Source organism: Variovorax sp. 278MFTsu5.1, assembly GCF_048305045.1.
GTDB lineage: Bacteria > Pseudomonadota > Gammaproteobacteria > Burkholderiales > Burkholderiaceae_C > Variovorax > Variovorax guangxiensis.
On the sequence record NZ_CP157622.1, the window covers coordinates 6,433,789 to 6,448,681 of the forward strand.

The following is a 14,893-nucleotide window of genomic DNA, read 5'->3' on the forward strand; positions in this document are numbered from 1 at the left end:
TCCTCGTTGTCTTTGTTGGAAGGCGCAGGATAGCGCCCAACAGGCGTTCAGCGCGCGGCCAGCAACGGCGGCAGGTGCTCGGCCAGCCAGTCGGTCACCACGCGCGTCTTCAGCGGCAGGTAGCGGCTGCGCGAGCGGATCACGTTCAGCGCGAAGCCGAAGGGCCGGGGCTCGTCGAACACGCGCACCAGCGTACCCGCCGCGAGCGCGTCGGCCGCGAGCCATGCCGGCAGCCGCGCGAGGCCCATGCCGCCGACGGCCGCCTCCAGCAGCACCTCGGCGCTGTCGCAGCGCAGCCGCGAGGGCGGCGTCACTTCGACGAGGCGGCCCTCGGCGTCGTGGAAGCGCCAGGACGAGACCTGCCCGTCGCGCGCGTAGAGCACGGCCCCGTGCCCTTTCAGCTCGTCGATGCCGGCGGGATGCCCATGCGCGGCCAGGTAGCCGGGCGAGGCGCACAGCACCATCCACTGCATGCCGACCGGTCGCGCGACCAGTTCCGCGCTGTCGGCGAGCTCGCCGCTGCGGATGGCGAGATCGAGTCCCTCCTCGACAAGATCAACGCGCCGGTCGTTGAACGAGAGCTCCAGCGACAGCTGCGGATGGTGCCGCGCCAGCGCCAGCAGCAGCGGCCCGACCTTCAGCCGGCCCAGCATCGCCGGCATGCTCAGTCGCACGAGGCCCGAGGCGGTGCTGCGCGCCACGTCGGCAATGGCCTCGGCCGCTTCGAGCTCGGCGAGCGCGCGGCGGCAGCGCTCGTAGTAGCCGTGGCCCTCCTGCGTGAGGCTCTGGCTGCGCGTGGTGCGCAGGAAGAGCCGCGTGTCCAGCCGCGATTCGAGCCGCGCGATGCTCTTGGCGACTGCCGAGCGCGTGACGTGCAGACGCTGCGCGGCCAGCGCGAAGCTGCCCGCCTCCACCGCCGCGACGAACTCTTCTATGCCTTGCAGACGCTGACTCATTGGATACTTTCGGGCGCCATTGATCGGAAAATTATCCACCACCGGATATCTTTGATCGTCAATAGCATGAAGGCTTCTCGTCTTTCTTTCCCTGGAGCACCTTCATGCAAGAACCCCGAACGCTGCGCCGCTGGCAGCTTCCCGAATTCGGCCGCGCCCATCTCGAACAGGCCGAGGCGCCGCTGCCCACGCCGAGCGCGAACCAGATCCTCGTGAAGGTAGGCGCGGTATCCCTCAACTACCGCGACCTGCTGATGATCCGCGACGGCATGGGCATGGCGATCGGCATGCCCTTCGTTCCCGGCTCCGACATGGCCGGCACCGTGGCGGCCATCGGTGCTGGCGTGACGCGCTTCGCGGTTGGCGACCGCGTCGTCAACACCTTCTGGGGCGGCTGGATAGACAGCCACTGGCATGCCGACACCACGCTGCTAGGCGGGCCCGGCCCGGGCATGCTGGCCTCGCATGTGCTGCTCGATGCCGCATGGGCCGTCGCCGCGCCCGGGACGCTAAGCCTGGCCGAAGCCAGCACCCTGCCCTGCGCGGGCCTCACCGCATGGTTCGCGCTGGCAGAGACCGGTGCGCTGCGTGCGGGCGAGACGGTGCTGATCCACGGCACCGGCGGCGTTGCGCTCTTCGGCCTGCAGATCGCGCGGCTGCACGGTGCGCGGGCCATCGTGGTGACGGGCGGCGACGAAGCCAAGCACGCGCAGGCCCTCGCGCTCGGCGCCACGCACGTGCTCGCGCGCGACGGCGACTGGCCCGCAGAAGTGCGCCGCCTCACGCAGGGGCGCGGCGCCGACCACGTGCTCGAACTCGCGAGCGGCCCGAACCTCGACCGCTCGCTGCAGGCCGTGAAGCAGTGTGGGCGCGTGTCGATCATCGGCATGCTCGGCGGCGAGACGCTCAGCGCATCGTTCTACGCGATGGTGCTGGGCCGCGTGACGGTGCAGGGCATCGGCGTGGGCCATCGCCGCGCGCTCGAGGACCTGGTGCGCGCCGTCGATGCGAACGCGCTCAAGCCGGTGATCGCGGCGAGCTACTGCTTCGACGCATTGCCCGAAGCGCTCGACCATCTGGAGCGCGGCGCCTTCGGAAAGATCGTCGTGACGCTGTAAAAGATCACGAAACCCATTGGTGCCGCAGACGCAACGCAGTTGCGGCAATGCACAAAGCCGCGGCATCCGTGAACAGGTTCCGTTAGTGCCAACGACTTGCTCGACGCTCCCTGTTTGCGTTCCTAGAATCCGCCCGCGCATCGCCCCGGCGGCATGCGCGCCTTCTCAACTTCAGGATGGAGCGGTATGGAACACAGTACCTATAAAAAATGGTCTGCCGAGTTCATTGGTACTTTCTGGCTCACGCTCGGAGGCTGCGGAAGCGCAGTTCTGGCGGCTGCCTTTCCAAACGTCGGCATCGGCCTGCTCGGCGTCTCGCTGGCCTTCGGCCTCACGGTGGTGACGGGGGCCTACGCACTGGGCCCGATCTCGGGCGGGCACTTCAATCCGGCGGTGTCCATCGGCCTCGCCGCCGCGGGCCGCTTCAAGGCCTCGCAGCTCGCGGGCTACATCGTGGCGCAGGTGCTCGGCGCCATCGCGGCGGCGGGCATTCTCTATCTCATCGCCACCGGCAAGCCTGGCGCGGACATCGGCGGCTTCGCCACCAACGGCTATGGCGAACACTCGCCCGGCAAGTACGGCATGACGGCCGCATTGCTGTGCGAAGTGGTGATGACGGCCGTGTTCCTGATCGTGATCCTCGGTGCCACCGCCAGGCGCGCGGCCGGCGGCTTCGCGGGACTGGCCATCGGCCTGTGCCTCACGCTCATCCACCTGATCTCGATTCCCGTGACCAACACCTCGGTCAACCCGGCGCGCAGCACGGGCCCGGCCCTCTTCGGGCCGTCCTATGCGGTGTCGGAGCTGTGGCTCTTCTGGGCAGCGCCCATCGCGGGCGCCATCATCGGCGCGGTGATCTACCGCGCACTGCTCAGCAACGGCAACGACGACTGATCGCCGTCGTCACCGGCGGCGGCGGCTGGCCTTCCGGATCAGCTGCCGCTGCCCGACTTCACCATCGGCAGTGAAGTCGATTGCCCGATCGGCTCGGTGCCCGTCGGATGCGATGCGGCATAGGCGCCGGCCTGGATGTCGGCCACCGGCATCGTCGAGCTCATCGCGGGTGCGCTGGTCGACTGGCCGATGGGCTCGGTGCCGGTCGGACGCGCGGCGGCCATGGCGCCGGCCTGGACCTCGGGCTTCTCGGGCGAATTCATCTGCAGCGGATGGAAGTCCGAACCGTCGGTGGTTTCGGCCGATGCGTTGATGGTGCCCACCGCTGCCAGCGCAGCAAGGGAACCGATGGCGAGAAGCTTGAAGGAAGTGCGCATGGTGTGTTCTCCTGATTGATTGAAGCAGGTTGTCTCCGGTCACATGCCATCGCGCGAACTGCGCGTGGCAGGACCTGAGGCACTCTAGGCACGCCGACTGAGTTGGATGTGAGCGAAGAGTTAGGCGCACGTGAGCGCCGCTCTTTTTTCTAAAGCTTTGGACCGCACCGCCTGCCAGTGCGCAGCAGTACTCAAGGCAGATGCACCCGCGCCATCAGCCCCGGCCCGTCGGTGCGGTTGCGCAGTTCGATGCGCAGTCCATGGCGCTCCGCCGCCGTGCGGGCAATCGCCAGCCCCAGCCCGCTGCCGCCCGCCGCCGCACCCGGCACGCGGAAGAAGCGGTCGAACACGCGCCCCATGGCGGCCTGCGGAATGCCGGGGCCGTTGTCGAGCACGTCGACCACCGCGTGGCCTTCGACCTGGTGCAGCTTCACGTCGACCACGCCGCCTTCGGGCGCGTAGCGCAGCGCGTTGTCGATCAGGTTGTCGAACACGCTGCGCAGTTCGGCCACCGGCGCGACCACCACGGCGGCGATGCCGCCCTCGAAGCCGATGTCCACGCGCCGCGCGTCGGCCAGCACCATCAGCTGGCTCACGCTGTCGCGCAGCAACACCTCGATGTCGACGCGCTCGTTCGCTCCGCCCACGCGCGGCGCGTCCTGCCGCGAGAGATGCAGCAGCTGCTCGATCAGATGCTGCGCGCGCGTGACGCCCGCCTCCAGCTGATTGAAGCGCTCGGTGGCCTCGCCGGCCGGCACGTGCGCGCGCAGGTTCTCGATCTGCAGGCCGATGGCGGCCATCGGCGTGCGCAGCTCGTGCGCCGCGTCCTGCACGAAGCGCCGCTGCGTGGCGAAGGCGCTGCGCACGCGCGACAGCAGATTGTTGAAGGCGCTCACCAGCGGCGCGATCTCGTCGGGCACGCGCGCGAGCGACAGCTCGGTGGGGCTGCGCTCGTCCTGCGAGGCCACGTCGCGCGCCACCGCGCGCAGCGAACGCGACGCGGCCGACACGATGATCCAGAGGATCAGCAGCGCCAGCGGCAGCAGCAGCGTGATCGGCAGGCCTTCCAGCAGCGCGCGGCGCAATGCGCGGCGGCGGCGGTAGTCCTCGTTCTGAAGCACCTGCACGCGCGGCTGGTCGGCGCGCGAGCCGGGCTCGGCGGTGAACACGCGCCATGCGGATCCCGAGTGCGTGCCGGTGTTCACGTCGCTGAAGCCGGGGCGCGCCTGCAGCGGCACCGTGAGCACCGGCCACGAGGTGGCGCGCAGCGTGCTGCCATCGGCGCTCCAGATCTGCACGATGAAGGCGCCGCGCGAAAACGCGGCTTCGCCGTCCATCGGACGCGGCAGCTTCTGCGGATCGCTGCCCGCGTACGACTCGGCCACGAGGCGCATCTGGTCGTCCAGCGCGTTGTGCACGAGGTTGCCGTAGGCCACGAAGGAGAACCACGCCGTGAGCACGGCCGCGCCCAGGTGCAGCGTAATGAGCCACAGCAGCAGTTGCGTGCGCAGCGATCGCGGCCGCCACCAGCGGCCCGGGCCGCGCGAGGTTGCGTTCATCGGCAGGCCAGCCCGGCAGCCCGGCCCCGAAGTGCGTGGAGCCTGCGGGCGAGCATCATCATGCGGCCACGCGCCAGCCCAGTCCGCGCACGTTGCGGATCGCATCGGCGCCGAGCTTGCGGCGCATGCCATGGATCAGCACGTCGATCGCGTTGCTGGTCACTTCCTCGCCCCAGCCGTAGATGCGGTTCTCCAGCTGCTCGCGCGAAAGAATGGCGCCGGGCCGCTCCAGCAGCGCGTGCAGCAGCGCGAACTCACGCGCGGTGAGCGCCTCTCGCGCGCCGTTGACCACGACTTCACGCGTGGTGAGGTCCAGCTGCAGCGCGCCGCTGCCCACCAGCGAGTGCGCGGCCCCGTCGCGGCGGCGCACCACGGCGCGCATGCGCGCGAGCAGTTCGCGGAATTCGAAGGGCTTGAGCAGGTAGTCGTCGGCGCCGAGGTCGAGGCTGTGGATGCGGTCGTCCAGGCCGTCGCGCGCGGTGAGCACCAGCACCGGCGTGGCGTCGCCGCGTTCACGGGCGCGGCGCAGCACCTCGGTGCCGTCCTGCCTGGGCAGGCCCAGGTCGAGCAGCACGCAGGTGTAGCCGCCGTCGCCCAGCGCGCTCTGCGCCAGCTCGCCGTCGCGCACCCAGTCCGCGGACCAGCCCGCGCCCTCGAGCGCCTGCTTCAGGCTGCGCCCGATCATTTCATCGTCTTCCACCAACAGCACGCGCATCGCGGCGACTCCTTCGGCCGCAAGGTAGCACGCGACCGGGATGATCGGAAGAGCCTGCGCCGTGGCGCAGAGTAGGCACGAATAGTTAGGGCACGCTTAGGCGGCGGGCGCGGCGCGGGGGCAATGGCCGGGACCACGGCCGGGTCAGGCCAGGCGCACGGCGTGGCGCTCGCCCTCCCCGTCCGAGGCGAAGGCCAGCAGGTCGAGAGCTTCCTTCTCCACCCCGGCGCGGTCGGCCTTCGACCAGCGGCCGAAGGGCTCCAGCAGCACGGTGGCGGTGTTCCCGCCCTTCAGCTTCCCTCGCTCGATCTTCCAGGTGCCCGCCACGAAGCCGTCGAGCAGCACCGTGCCGCGCACGATGCCATTGAGTGTGAACACGCGGGCGCGATGCGCCTCGCTGAGGATGCGGCTGCGGTCGGCATGCGAGAGCAGCAGGTTGTCCCACTCGGCCACCAGGCGCGGCGGCGCGGGCGTGTCGGGGTCGGGGCGCGGCGCGCGGGGCAGGTCGAAGAGCTCCTGGCCGTCTTCGCCCGCGAACACGCGCAACTGCGGCCGCAGGCGTTCGGCAACCGCCTTCCATCCCGTGAGGCCCGACCATGCGCCGGCATCGGCCAGCGTGGCGGGGCCGAAGGCGGCGAGGTAGCGCAGCAGCATGTCGTCCTGCGTGGCAGGGGCGGCTTCCACAGCCTCTCCGAGCCAGTCGCCCAGGGGCTGCAGCACCGCGTTCTGGTGCGAGTTCCAGGTGCCGGCCGGGGGCAGGTGCACGAGCGGCAGGTTGTTGCGGATCAGCGCGGCGAGCGATGCGGTTTCGCGGCCGGTCCACCGGAGGCCCAGCGCCTGGCCGAGCTCGGCGCCGGTGCGCGGCTGTTCGCCGAGCAGTGCGCGCCCCGCCGCGATCACCGCCGCGCGATCGAGCCCTTCGAGTTCCTTCTTGTGCGTGCTGCCCAGCAGGCCACGCTGGTGCACGGGCTCCAGCAGCGGACGCCATGCCAGCGCGTCCTGCGCGATCATCAGGTGCAGCGTCGCGCGCAAGGTCGACATGCGAACGATGCGGCGCCTGCGCAGCGCCTCGGTGAGCTGGTCGCGCCGGAAGCCTTCGATGCGGCTCCAGAGGCCGATATAGGGCGGATTCGGTGCCTGCGCCTGCAGCCCGGCCAGCCGCTCGATGGCCTGAGGCACCGACAGCTTGCGCCGCTCCAGCAGCATCTGCCGCGCCAGCGTGGCGCGGTTCAGCGCGCGCAGGCTCAGAACTTCTCGTGCGGCGCGAGGTATCGCCATTGCCCCAGCGGCAGGTTGCCGAGCATCACCCGGCCGATGCGCACGCGCTTCAGGCCGACCACCTTCAGGCCGACCAGCTCGCACATGCGGCGGATCTGCCGCTTCTTGCCTTCGGTGAGCACGAAGCGCAGCTGCTCGGGGTTCTGCCAGTCGACTCGCGCGGGCTTCAGGGCCTGGCCGTCGAGGCTCAGGCCGTGGCGCAGCTTCGCGAGCATGGCCTTCGGAAAGACCGCCTGCACGTTGGTGGTGACAGGGTCGTCGTCGTCCAGCCGCACCAACTGGCCGGTGGGCGCGGGCTGGCCCAGGCCGTGGTAGGCCACGCGCACGAGGTACTCCTTTTCCATCGTCGAGTCCTCGCCGATGAGCTGGCGCGCGATGCGGCCGTCCTGCGTCATCACCAGCAGGCCAGTGGAATCGATGTCGAGCCGGCCGCAGGGCGCGAGGCCGCGCAGCTGCTTGGGGCTGAAGAAGAAGCGCGCGTTGTCGTCGGCCCAGCGGTTCTGCGGCGTGAAGAGCTTGACCGCAGGGTCGTGCCCGTCCTCGGCCTGCCCGCTCACGTAGCCGATGGGCTTGTTGATGAGGATGGTGACCTGGTTCGCCTGCTGCCCCTTGGCAGCCTTGTCGACCTCGATGCGGTCGGCTGGCGTGACCTTCACGCCCATCTCGGCCGGCCTGCCGTTGACCTTCACCCAGCCGTTGGCGATCCATTCGTCGGCTTCGCGGCGCGAGCACAGCTTGAGATCGGCCATGCGCTTGTTGAGGCGCACGGCATCGGCGGGGGAAGGAGATGGCTCTGTCATCGGGGCTTGATCGGAATGCGGCACCGATGCTATCCTGAACCCGGACGCGAGTTGATCGCGTCATTTTTGGGGGATTCCCAAGTGAGCACACGCAAGTACCAGTACGCCATCGTCATCGGGCGTTTCCAGCCCGTTCATTTCGGACATCAACGACTCATCGAGGAAGGCCTCCGCGCCGCCGAGCGGGTCATCGTGGTGGTCGGCTCCGACCGGCAGCCGCGCAGCGTCAAGAACCCCTTCACCTTCGACGAACGCGAACGCATGGTGCGCGCCTGCCTTCGCGGCACCGAGCAGATGCGCGTGAGCGTGGTCGGCGTGGGCGACTCGCCCTACAACGACCAGATCTGGATCGCGTCGATCCAGTCGGCGGTCGAGCGGCTCATCGCACAGGACGGCCATGCGCCAGCGAAGGCCAAGGTGGCGCTGGTGGGCCACCTGAAGGACGCATCGAGCTACTACCTCAAGCTCTTCCCGCACTGGGAGTTCGTCGGCCAGAACAGCGTGGAGAGCCTCAACGCCACCGACGTGCGCAGCCTTTACTTCGACCCCGAGAACCGCGGCCAGCTCGCACGCGCCGACCTGCCCGACGGCACCGCGGCTTTTCTCGACCAGTTCACCCGCACGGCCGACTACGCGGAGCTCTGCGAGGAGCGCGCCTTCCTCGCCGACTACCGCGACAAATACCGCTACGCCGGCAGCGAGTTTCCGCCGATCTACACCACGGTCGATGCGGTGGTGGTCGAGGCCGGCCACATCCTGCTGGTGCAACGCAAGTTCCATCCCGGCAAGGGCACCTGGGCGCTGCCCGGCGGCTTCGTCGGCCAGCACGAGCGTCTGCAGGACGCGGCCATCCGCGAGCTGAAGGAGGAAACCCGCCTGAAGGTGCCGGTGCCCGTGCTCAACGGCAGCATGAAGGCCAGCCACGTGTTCGACGCGCCCGACCGCTCGCAGCGCGGCCGAACCATCACGCACGGCTTCTTCTTCGAGCTGGCGCACAACCAGTGGACGGGCCTTTCGGAAGTGCGCGCAGACGACGACGCGGCCGAGGTTCGCTGGGTGCCCATCGCCGAGTTCCTCGACATGCAGGAGCGCATCTACGAAGACCACTTCTTCATCGCGAATCATTTTTTGGGTGGGCTGGGCAAGAACTGAATGCCCCGGCCTTGTCAGCAAGAACGGCCCCGGTTGACGGGGCCAGCGTGAAAGGAGCTTTCACATGAACCGCAATCTCAATTCCACGCCCCTGGGCAACAACCTGCTGCTGCGCACCGACTCGTACAAGGTCTCGCACTGGATGCAGTACCCGCCCGGCACGCAGACCGTGTACAGCTACATCGAGTCTCGCGGCGGCATCTTCAGCCACTCGCTGTTCTTCGGGCTGCAGGCCTACCTGCGCGAATACCTGCAGACGCCGGTGACGCGCGACGACGTCGAGGAAGCCGCCGCTCTCATGGCCGTGCACGGCGAGCCCTTCAACCGCGAGGGCTGGCTGCGGCTGATCGAAAAGCACGGCGGGCTGATGCCGGTGCGCATCCGCGCCGTGCCCGAAGGCAGCGTGACGCCGGTGCACAACGTGCTCGCCACCATCGAGAACACCGACCCCGAGTTCTTCTGGGTCACCAGCTTCCTCGAGACCGAGCTGCTGCGCGCCATCTGGTACCCGACCACGGTGGCCACGCTCTCGGCCGCCGCGCGCACCACGCTGCTGCGCTACCTGGAAGCGACCTGCGACGACCCGCAGGGGCAGATCGCCTTCAGGCTGCACGACTTCGGCGCGCGCGGCGTGTCGAGCCTCGAATCGGCCGCGCTCGGCGGCATGGCGCACCTGGTGAACTTCATGGGCACCGACACGCTGGCCGCGCTGGTCGCCGCGCGCCGCTACTACGACTGCGACGTGGCGGGCTTCTCGATTCCCGCAGCCGAGCACAGCACCATCACGGGCTGGGGCCGGGAGCATGAATCGGACGCGTACAGCAACATGGTCGACCAGTTCGGCAAGCCCGGTGCGACCTTCGCGGTAGTGAGCGACAGCTACGACATCTTCAACGCCTGCGCCCGCATCTGGGGCGAGGAGCTGAAGGCGAAGGTGGTGGCCTCGGGCGCCACGCTGGTGGTGCGGCCCGACTCGGGCGACCCGGCAGAGACCACGTTGCAGGTGGCGCGCATCCTGGCCGACCGCTTCGGCACCACGACCAACGCCAAGGGCTTTCGCGTGCTGAACAACGTGCGCATCATCCAGGGCGACGGCGTGACGCTCGACTCGCTGCGGCTGTGCCTGTCGAACTTCTATCACAACGGTTTCTCGGCGGAGAACATCGCCTTCGGCATGGGCGGCGGGCTGCTGCAGCAGGTCAACCGCGACACCATGCAGTGGGCGATGAAGTGCTCGGCGATGCAGGTGAACGGCGAGTGGCGCGACGTGTACAAGTCGCCTGTTGGAGACGTGGGCAAGGCTTCGAAGAAGGGGCGGCTTGCGCTGGTGCGCGGCGAAGGTGGCGAGGTGCGTACCCTGCGCGAGGAAACGCTCGGACCTGACCAGGCCGATCTGCTGCAGACCGTGTTCGAGAACGGGCGCATCGTGGAGAGCACCAGCTTCGAGGCTGTGCGTGAGCGGGCTGCTGCCGGCGTCGGCCAGCTGATCACCTCGCGCGCACCGCTCTGAGCCTGCAGGATCGTGCCCCGGGAGTGCGCGGAATCGGCTGCCACACGGCATCGCCATAATCCGCGCAACTCCCGGATTTCATGACCAAACTCCTGATCCTCAGCGTGAGTGCCGGCAACGGCCACGTGCGTGCAGCACAGGCGCTTGCCGCCACCGCCCAGTCCCTCGCCCCGCCCTGCACGGCGGTCCACATCGACGCGATGGCCCACGTAGCCGCAGGGTTCCGCAAGATCTACACCGACTGGTACATCCAGCTCGTGAATCGCGCGCCCGAGCTGTGGTCGTACCTGCACCAGCGCACCGACGTCACGCCGCACCATGCGCCCTCGCAGCGCCTGCGCCGCGGCATCGAGCGGCTGAGCACCGGCGCGCTGGTGCGCGAGATCCGCCGCGAGAAGCCCGATGCGGTGATCTGCACGCACTTTCTGCCGGCCGAGCTGCTGATGCGCGAGCGCAACCGGGGCCGCATCGACTACCCGGTGTGGCTGCAGATCACCGACTACGACCTGCACAACATGTGGCTGGTGCCGGGCATGACGGGCTACCTTGCCGCGACCGAGGAAGTGGCCTTCCGCCTGCGGGCGCGCGGAGTGCCGGCCGAGCGCATCCACGTCACGGGCATTCCGGTGATGCCCGCGTTCTCCGAACCCGATGCGCCCGCGCTGGCGCGCGATGCCTGCGTGGCCGGGCTCGGCCTCGACCCCTCGCGGCCGGTGCTGCTGATGGTGTCGGGCGGCGCCGGTGTCGGCGACCTGCCGAGCATGGTCGAGCGCGTGCTCGGCATGGGCGGGCCCGACGGCAAGCCGAACGACTTCCAGGTGATCGCCGTCGCGGGCCGCAATGCGGAGGCGCACGGCAAGCTCGAGGCGCTGGCCAGGCGCCACCCGGGCCGCGTGGCCGCCATCGGCTTCACCAACGAGATGCACAGAATGATGGCAGCGTCCGACCTGGTGGTGACAAAGCCCGGCGGCCTCACGGTGTCGGAGTGCCTGGCGCTGGGCAAGCCGATGCTGCTGATCTCGCCGATTCCGGGACAGGAAGAACACAACGCCGGCTTCCTCATGGAGGAAGGCGCCGCATGGCTCGCCTACGACGCCATCGGCCTCGACTACAAGGTGGCGCGCCTCATGGCTGATGCCGCCAAGCTCGCGAGCATGGCGACTCGCAGCCGCACGCTGGGCAAGCCGCAGGCGGCGCGATCGGTGCTGCATCACGTTCTCGGGACGCCCGCATGAGCCCCGCCACCGAAAAGACGAGCGTGGCCCGCACGCTCGGCTACCTGACCTGGGTCATCGTCATGGCCTTCTTCTTCGCCAACGCCGAAATCCAGATCGAAGGCGGCGCCGGCTGGGCCACCTCGCTGCCCACATGGCGCATCGAGAACAGCATCTGGCTCGACATCTTCTGGGGCGGCCGTGCGATGACGGGTTACCACGCCTGGGTCTTCACCTTCATGGCGCTGGTGTTCTTCTCGCCGCTGGCCTTCAACGGCCGATGGACCTGGCGCGACGTGGGACTGGCGGCAGTGGGCCTCATCGTGTTCTGGGTCTGCGAGGACTTCACCTGGTTCCTCATCAACCCGGCCTTCGGCTGGGAGCGCTTCAACCCGGTGGACGCTTTCTGGCACAAGCACTGGCTGTGGGGCGCGCCCGTGGACTACTGGGGCGGGCTCGCGGTGGCGGCGATCATCCTGGCGACGCGGCACTGGCCGCGCAAGGGCAGCCGATGAGCAGCAGCAGAAGAAAACGCAGGGAACGCGGGCAGGAGCCCATCGCCGACGCACCACGCCCCGGCCATTGGGCCGATCCGCTGGACGCGCTGGGCGTGGAGAACCTGCACCGCATCACGCCCACGCTGTACCGCAGCGCGCAGCCGAAGCGCTCGAATCTTGCCGCGCTGCAGTCACTGGGCATCCGCACGGTGGTAAGCCTGCGCTCGTTCAACGACGACCGGAAAGTGTTCGCGGGCAGCGGCATCCGGCTGGTGCGCGTGCCGATCAACACCTGGTCCATCGACGACGCGAAGGTGCTGCGCGCGCTGCAGGCCATCCGCGCGGCCGAGAAGCAGGGCCCGGTGCTCATCCACTGCATGCACGGCGCCGACCGCACCGGCGTGGTCGCGGCGGTCTACCGCATGGCGCTGCAGGACTGGGACAAGGACAGCGCCCGCCAGGAGATGCTGCGCGGCGGCTACGGCTACCACACGCTGTGGCGCAACATCCCGCGCTACATCGAGCGGCTCGACCCGGCCGCCATGCGCGACGCGCTGGCCCAGGCGCCTGCGATTCCGGTGGTGTCCTGAAGGCGCCAGCAGGCCGCGGAACCCGCTCCTATACTGGCCGCCCCGTGGCCGAAGGCCATCCGCGAACCTGACCAGAAGGGACCTCCCATGGCACTGCAAATCCGCTCCCTCATTCGTTCCAGCGGCGAACTCGAACTCTCGCTGCACGACGACCCCATCCCCGAGCCGCAGGTCCACGAAGTGGTGATCCGCGTCGAGGCCTCGCCGCTCAATCCGTCCGACCTGGGCCTGCTTTTCGGCGCGGCCGACATGAGCACCGCCAAGGCCTCCGGCACCGCCGATCGCCCCGTCGTCACCGCCACCGTGCCCGAGCGCGTGCTGCCCGCCATGAAGGCGCGGCTCGACGAATCGATGCCCGTCGGCAACGAAGGCGCGGGCGTGGTGGTGAAGGCAGGCTCCTCGCCGCAGGCGCAGGCGCTGCTCGGCAAGACGGTGGCCGCCATCGGCGGCGCGATGTATTCGCAGTACCGCTGCCTCGCCGCCGCCCAGTGCATGGAGCTGCCGGCGGGCACCACGCCGGCCGAAGGCGCCTCGTGCTTCGTCAACCCCCTCACCTCGCTGAGCATGGTCGAGACCATGCGCATGGAAGGCCACAAGGCCCTGGTGCACACCGCCGCCGCGTCCAACCTCGGCCAGATGCTCAACAAGATCTGCCAGAAGGACGGCATCGCCCTCGTCAACATCGTGCGCAAGCAGGACCAGGAAGACCTGCTGCGCGGACTCGGCGCCAAGTACGTGTGCAATTCGAGTTCGCCCACCTTCATCGAGGACCTGACCCAGGCCCTCGCCGAGACCGGCGCCACCCTGGCCTTCGACGCCATCGGCGGCGGCAAGCTCGCCGGCCAGATCCTCGGCTGCATGGAAGCGGCCATCAACCGCACCGCCAAGGAATACAGCCGATACGGCTCCAACACCCACAAGCAGGTCTACATCTACGGCGGCCTCGACCGCAGCCCGACCGAGGTGGTGCGCAACTTCGGCATGACCTGGGGCATGGGCGGCTGGCTGCTGTTCCCCTTCCTGCAGCGCCTGGGCGACGCCGGCACGCAGCGCCTGAAGGCCCGCGTGGTCGCCGAACTGAAGACCACGTTCGCGAGCCACTACACGCGCGAGGTGTCGCTGGTGGAGATGCTGCAGCTCGATGCGATCGGCGTGTATGGCAAGCAGGCGACGGGGGAAAAGTTCCTGCTGAATCCGAACAAGGCCTGATTCGTCTTGCCTGAGCAGGTCGCCCGGTAAGCGGCACGGCGCGCTCGTCCCCACTATGCTGGCCGCTTCGCGGCTTCCCTGCGGTGCTCGCGTTTCGCGGGGTCTCGCAGAACTCGCTTCGCTCGAACAACTGCGAGCCCTTGTCCGCGCAACGCTGCGCTCCTCGGCGGCACAGAGGGGCCGAACGCACCGCGCCGCTTACCGGGCTTGTCGTTTCGTTGATGCTGTCGCCCTCACCCCAACCCTCTCCCGGAGGGAGAGGGAGCAATACCCAGAGCTGCTTCAGGGAAGGGCATGGCTCTAGCCGCCGTACCCTGAAGAACTAAACGACCAGCCTGTACCCCACAGCCGTCTCCGTCAGCAGATGCCTCGGCTGCGCCGGATCGGCCTCCAGCTTCTGCCGCAGGTGCCCCATGTAGATCCGCAGGTAGTGGCTCTGGTCGGTGTACGACGGGCCCCACACTTCGCGCAGCAATTGGCGCTGCGTCAGCACGCGGCCCGCGTTCGCGACGAGCACCGACAGCAGGCGGTATTCGGTCGGCGTGAGGTGCACTTCGGCGCCGGCGCGGCGCACGAGGCGCGCGGAGCGGTCGAGTTCGATCTCGCCGAAGCGGAACAGCGCCTCGGGTGCCGCTTCTTCCGTGCTGCTGGCGGCACGCGGGCGGCGCAGGTTGGCGCGCACGCGGGCCAGGAGCTCGCCGGTGCCGAAGGGCTTGGTGAGATAGTCGTCGGCGCCGGCGTCGAGGGCGGCGATCTTGTCGGCTTCGTCGGTGCGTGCCGACAGCACGATGATGGGCACGGCCGACCAGCCGCGCACGTCGCGGATCAGCGAGACGCCGTCGCCGTCGGGCAGGCCGAGGTCGAGCACGAGCAGGTCGGGCTGGCGCGTGCCTGCCGCGGCGAGGCCGTCGCGCAGGGTGCCGGCCTCGTGCACCAGCCAGCCCTCGGCTTCCAGGGCGCCGCGCACGAACCGGCGGATCTGCGGCTCGTCTTCGATCACGATGGCGGTGGGGGAAGGCATGGG

At 69.1% G+C, this 14,893-nt stretch carries 15 protein-coding genes; 8 read left to right on the plus strand and 7 right to left on the minus strand.

Annotated features, from left to right (window positions below; genetic code table 11):
• Positions 1 to 47: 47 nt before the first annotated feature.
• Entirely contained in the window at positions 48 to 956 is a 909-nt protein-coding gene (locus ABL844_RS30040) for a LysR family transcriptional regulator (protein ID WP_418129903.1), read from the minus strand.
• Between the two features lie 104 nt (positions 957 to 1,060).
• On the opposite strand from ABL844_RS30040, the gene ABL844_RS30045 reads away from it, so the two are divergent.
• On the plus strand, positions 1,061 to 2,074 hold the full coding sequence (locus ABL844_RS30045; RefSeq protein ID WP_418129904.1) for a zinc-dependent alcohol dehydrogenase family protein: 1,014 nt from the start codon (positions 1,061 to 1,063) through the stop codon (positions 2,072 to 2,074).
• Positions 2,075 to 2,260: 186 nt separating this feature from the next.
• Complete coding sequence (aqpZ, locus tag ABL844_RS30050; RefSeq protein ID WP_126025443.1) at positions 2,261 to 2,968, plus strand: aquaporin Z; 708 nt, start codon at positions 2,261 to 2,263, stop codon at positions 2,966 to 2,968.
• A gap of 38 nt (positions 2,969 to 3,006) precedes the next feature.
• On the opposite strand, the gene ABL844_RS30055 is transcribed toward aqpZ, so the two are convergent.
• The 5 genes from ABL844_RS30055 to ABL844_RS30075 form a co-directional block, all read right to left on the minus strand.
• Positions 3,007 to 3,345 carry a hypothetical protein gene (locus ABL844_RS30055; protein WP_126025442.1) on the minus strand — a complete coding sequence of 113 codons (339 nt, stop codon included), beginning with the start codon at positions 3,343 to 3,345 and terminating at the stop codon, positions 3,007 to 3,009.
• A gap of 191 nt (positions 3,346 to 3,536) precedes the next feature.
• Positions 3,537 to 4,904: a sensor histidine kinase gene (locus ABL844_RS30060; protein WP_126025441.1), complete on the minus strand. Its 1,368-nt coding sequence runs from the start codon at positions 4,902 to 4,904 to the stop codon at positions 3,537 to 3,539.
• 58 nt (positions 4,905 to 4,962) lie between these two features.
• Positions 4,963 to 5,619 (minus strand): response regulator transcription factor, encoded by a 657-nt coding sequence (locus tag ABL844_RS30065; RefSeq protein ID WP_176665079.1) that lies wholly within the window; start codon positions 5,617 to 5,619, stop codon positions 4,963 to 4,965.
• Positions 5,620 to 5,763: 144 nt separating this feature from the next.
• Entirely contained in the window at positions 5,764 to 6,897 is a 1,134-nt protein-coding gene (locus tag ABL844_RS30070; RefSeq protein WP_184639656.1) for a winged helix DNA-binding domain-containing protein, read from the minus strand.
• Positions 6,864 to 7,697 carry a pseudouridine synthase gene (locus tag ABL844_RS30075; RefSeq protein ID WP_418129905.1) on the minus strand — a complete coding sequence of 278 codons (834 nt, stop codon included), beginning with the start codon at positions 7,695 to 7,697 and terminating at the stop codon, positions 6,864 to 6,866. The genes ABL844_RS30070 and ABL844_RS30075 overlap by 34 nt, the downstream gene beginning before the upstream one ends.
• A gap of 81 nt (positions 7,698 to 7,778) precedes the next feature.
• Between ABL844_RS30075 and ABL844_RS30080 the strand changes: the two genes are divergently transcribed.
• From ABL844_RS30080 to ABL844_RS30105, 6 genes are all read left to right on the plus strand, one after another.
• Positions 7,779 to 8,849 carry a bifunctional nicotinamide-nucleotide adenylyltransferase/Nudix hydroxylase gene (locus ABL844_RS30080; RefSeq protein ID WP_019657724.1) on the plus strand — a complete coding sequence of 357 codons (1,071 nt, stop codon included), beginning with the start codon at positions 7,779 to 7,781 and terminating at the stop codon, positions 8,847 to 8,849.
• A 64-nt stretch (positions 8,850 to 8,913) separates the two neighbouring features.
• The gene (locus tag ABL844_RS30085; RefSeq protein ID WP_126025437.1) at positions 8,914 to 10,359 is read left to right on the plus strand and encodes a nicotinate phosphoribosyltransferase; all 1,446 of its coding nucleotides are present in this window, start codon (positions 8,914 to 8,916) and stop codon (positions 10,357 to 10,359) included.
• A gap of 80 nt (positions 10,360 to 10,439) precedes the next feature.
• Entirely contained in the window at positions 10,440 to 11,594 is a 1,155-nt protein-coding gene (locus ABL844_RS30090) for an MGDG synthase family glycosyltransferase (RefSeq protein WP_418129906.1), read from the plus strand.
• The gene (locus ABL844_RS30095; RefSeq protein WP_418129907.1) at positions 11,591 to 12,088 is read left to right on the plus strand and encodes a hypothetical protein; all 498 of its coding nucleotides are present in this window, start codon (positions 11,591 to 11,593) and stop codon (positions 12,086 to 12,088) included. Before ABL844_RS30090 ends, ABL844_RS30095 begins: the two co-directional genes overlap by 4 nt.
• Entirely contained in the window at positions 12,085 to 12,660 is a 576-nt protein-coding gene (locus tag ABL844_RS30100; protein ID WP_418123178.1) for a dual specificity protein phosphatase family protein, read from the plus strand. Before ABL844_RS30095 ends, ABL844_RS30100 begins: the two co-directional genes overlap by 4 nt.
• An 87-nt stretch (positions 12,661 to 12,747) precedes the next feature.
• Positions 12,748 to 13,869 (plus strand): zinc-binding dehydrogenase, encoded by a 1,122-nt coding sequence (locus ABL844_RS30105; protein WP_418123180.1) that lies wholly within the window; start codon positions 12,748 to 12,750, stop codon positions 13,867 to 13,869.
• 322 nt (positions 13,870 to 14,191) lie between these two features.
• Here ABL844_RS30105 and kdpE read toward each other — a convergent pair whose 3' ends face one another.
• Positions 14,192 to 14,890 carry a two-component system response regulator KdpE gene (gene kdpE, locus ABL844_RS30110; RefSeq protein ID WP_418129908.1) on the minus strand — a complete coding sequence of 233 codons (699 nt, stop codon included), beginning with the start codon at positions 14,888 to 14,890 and terminating at the stop codon, positions 14,192 to 14,194.
• Positions 14,891 to 14,893 lie beyond the last annotated feature (3 nt).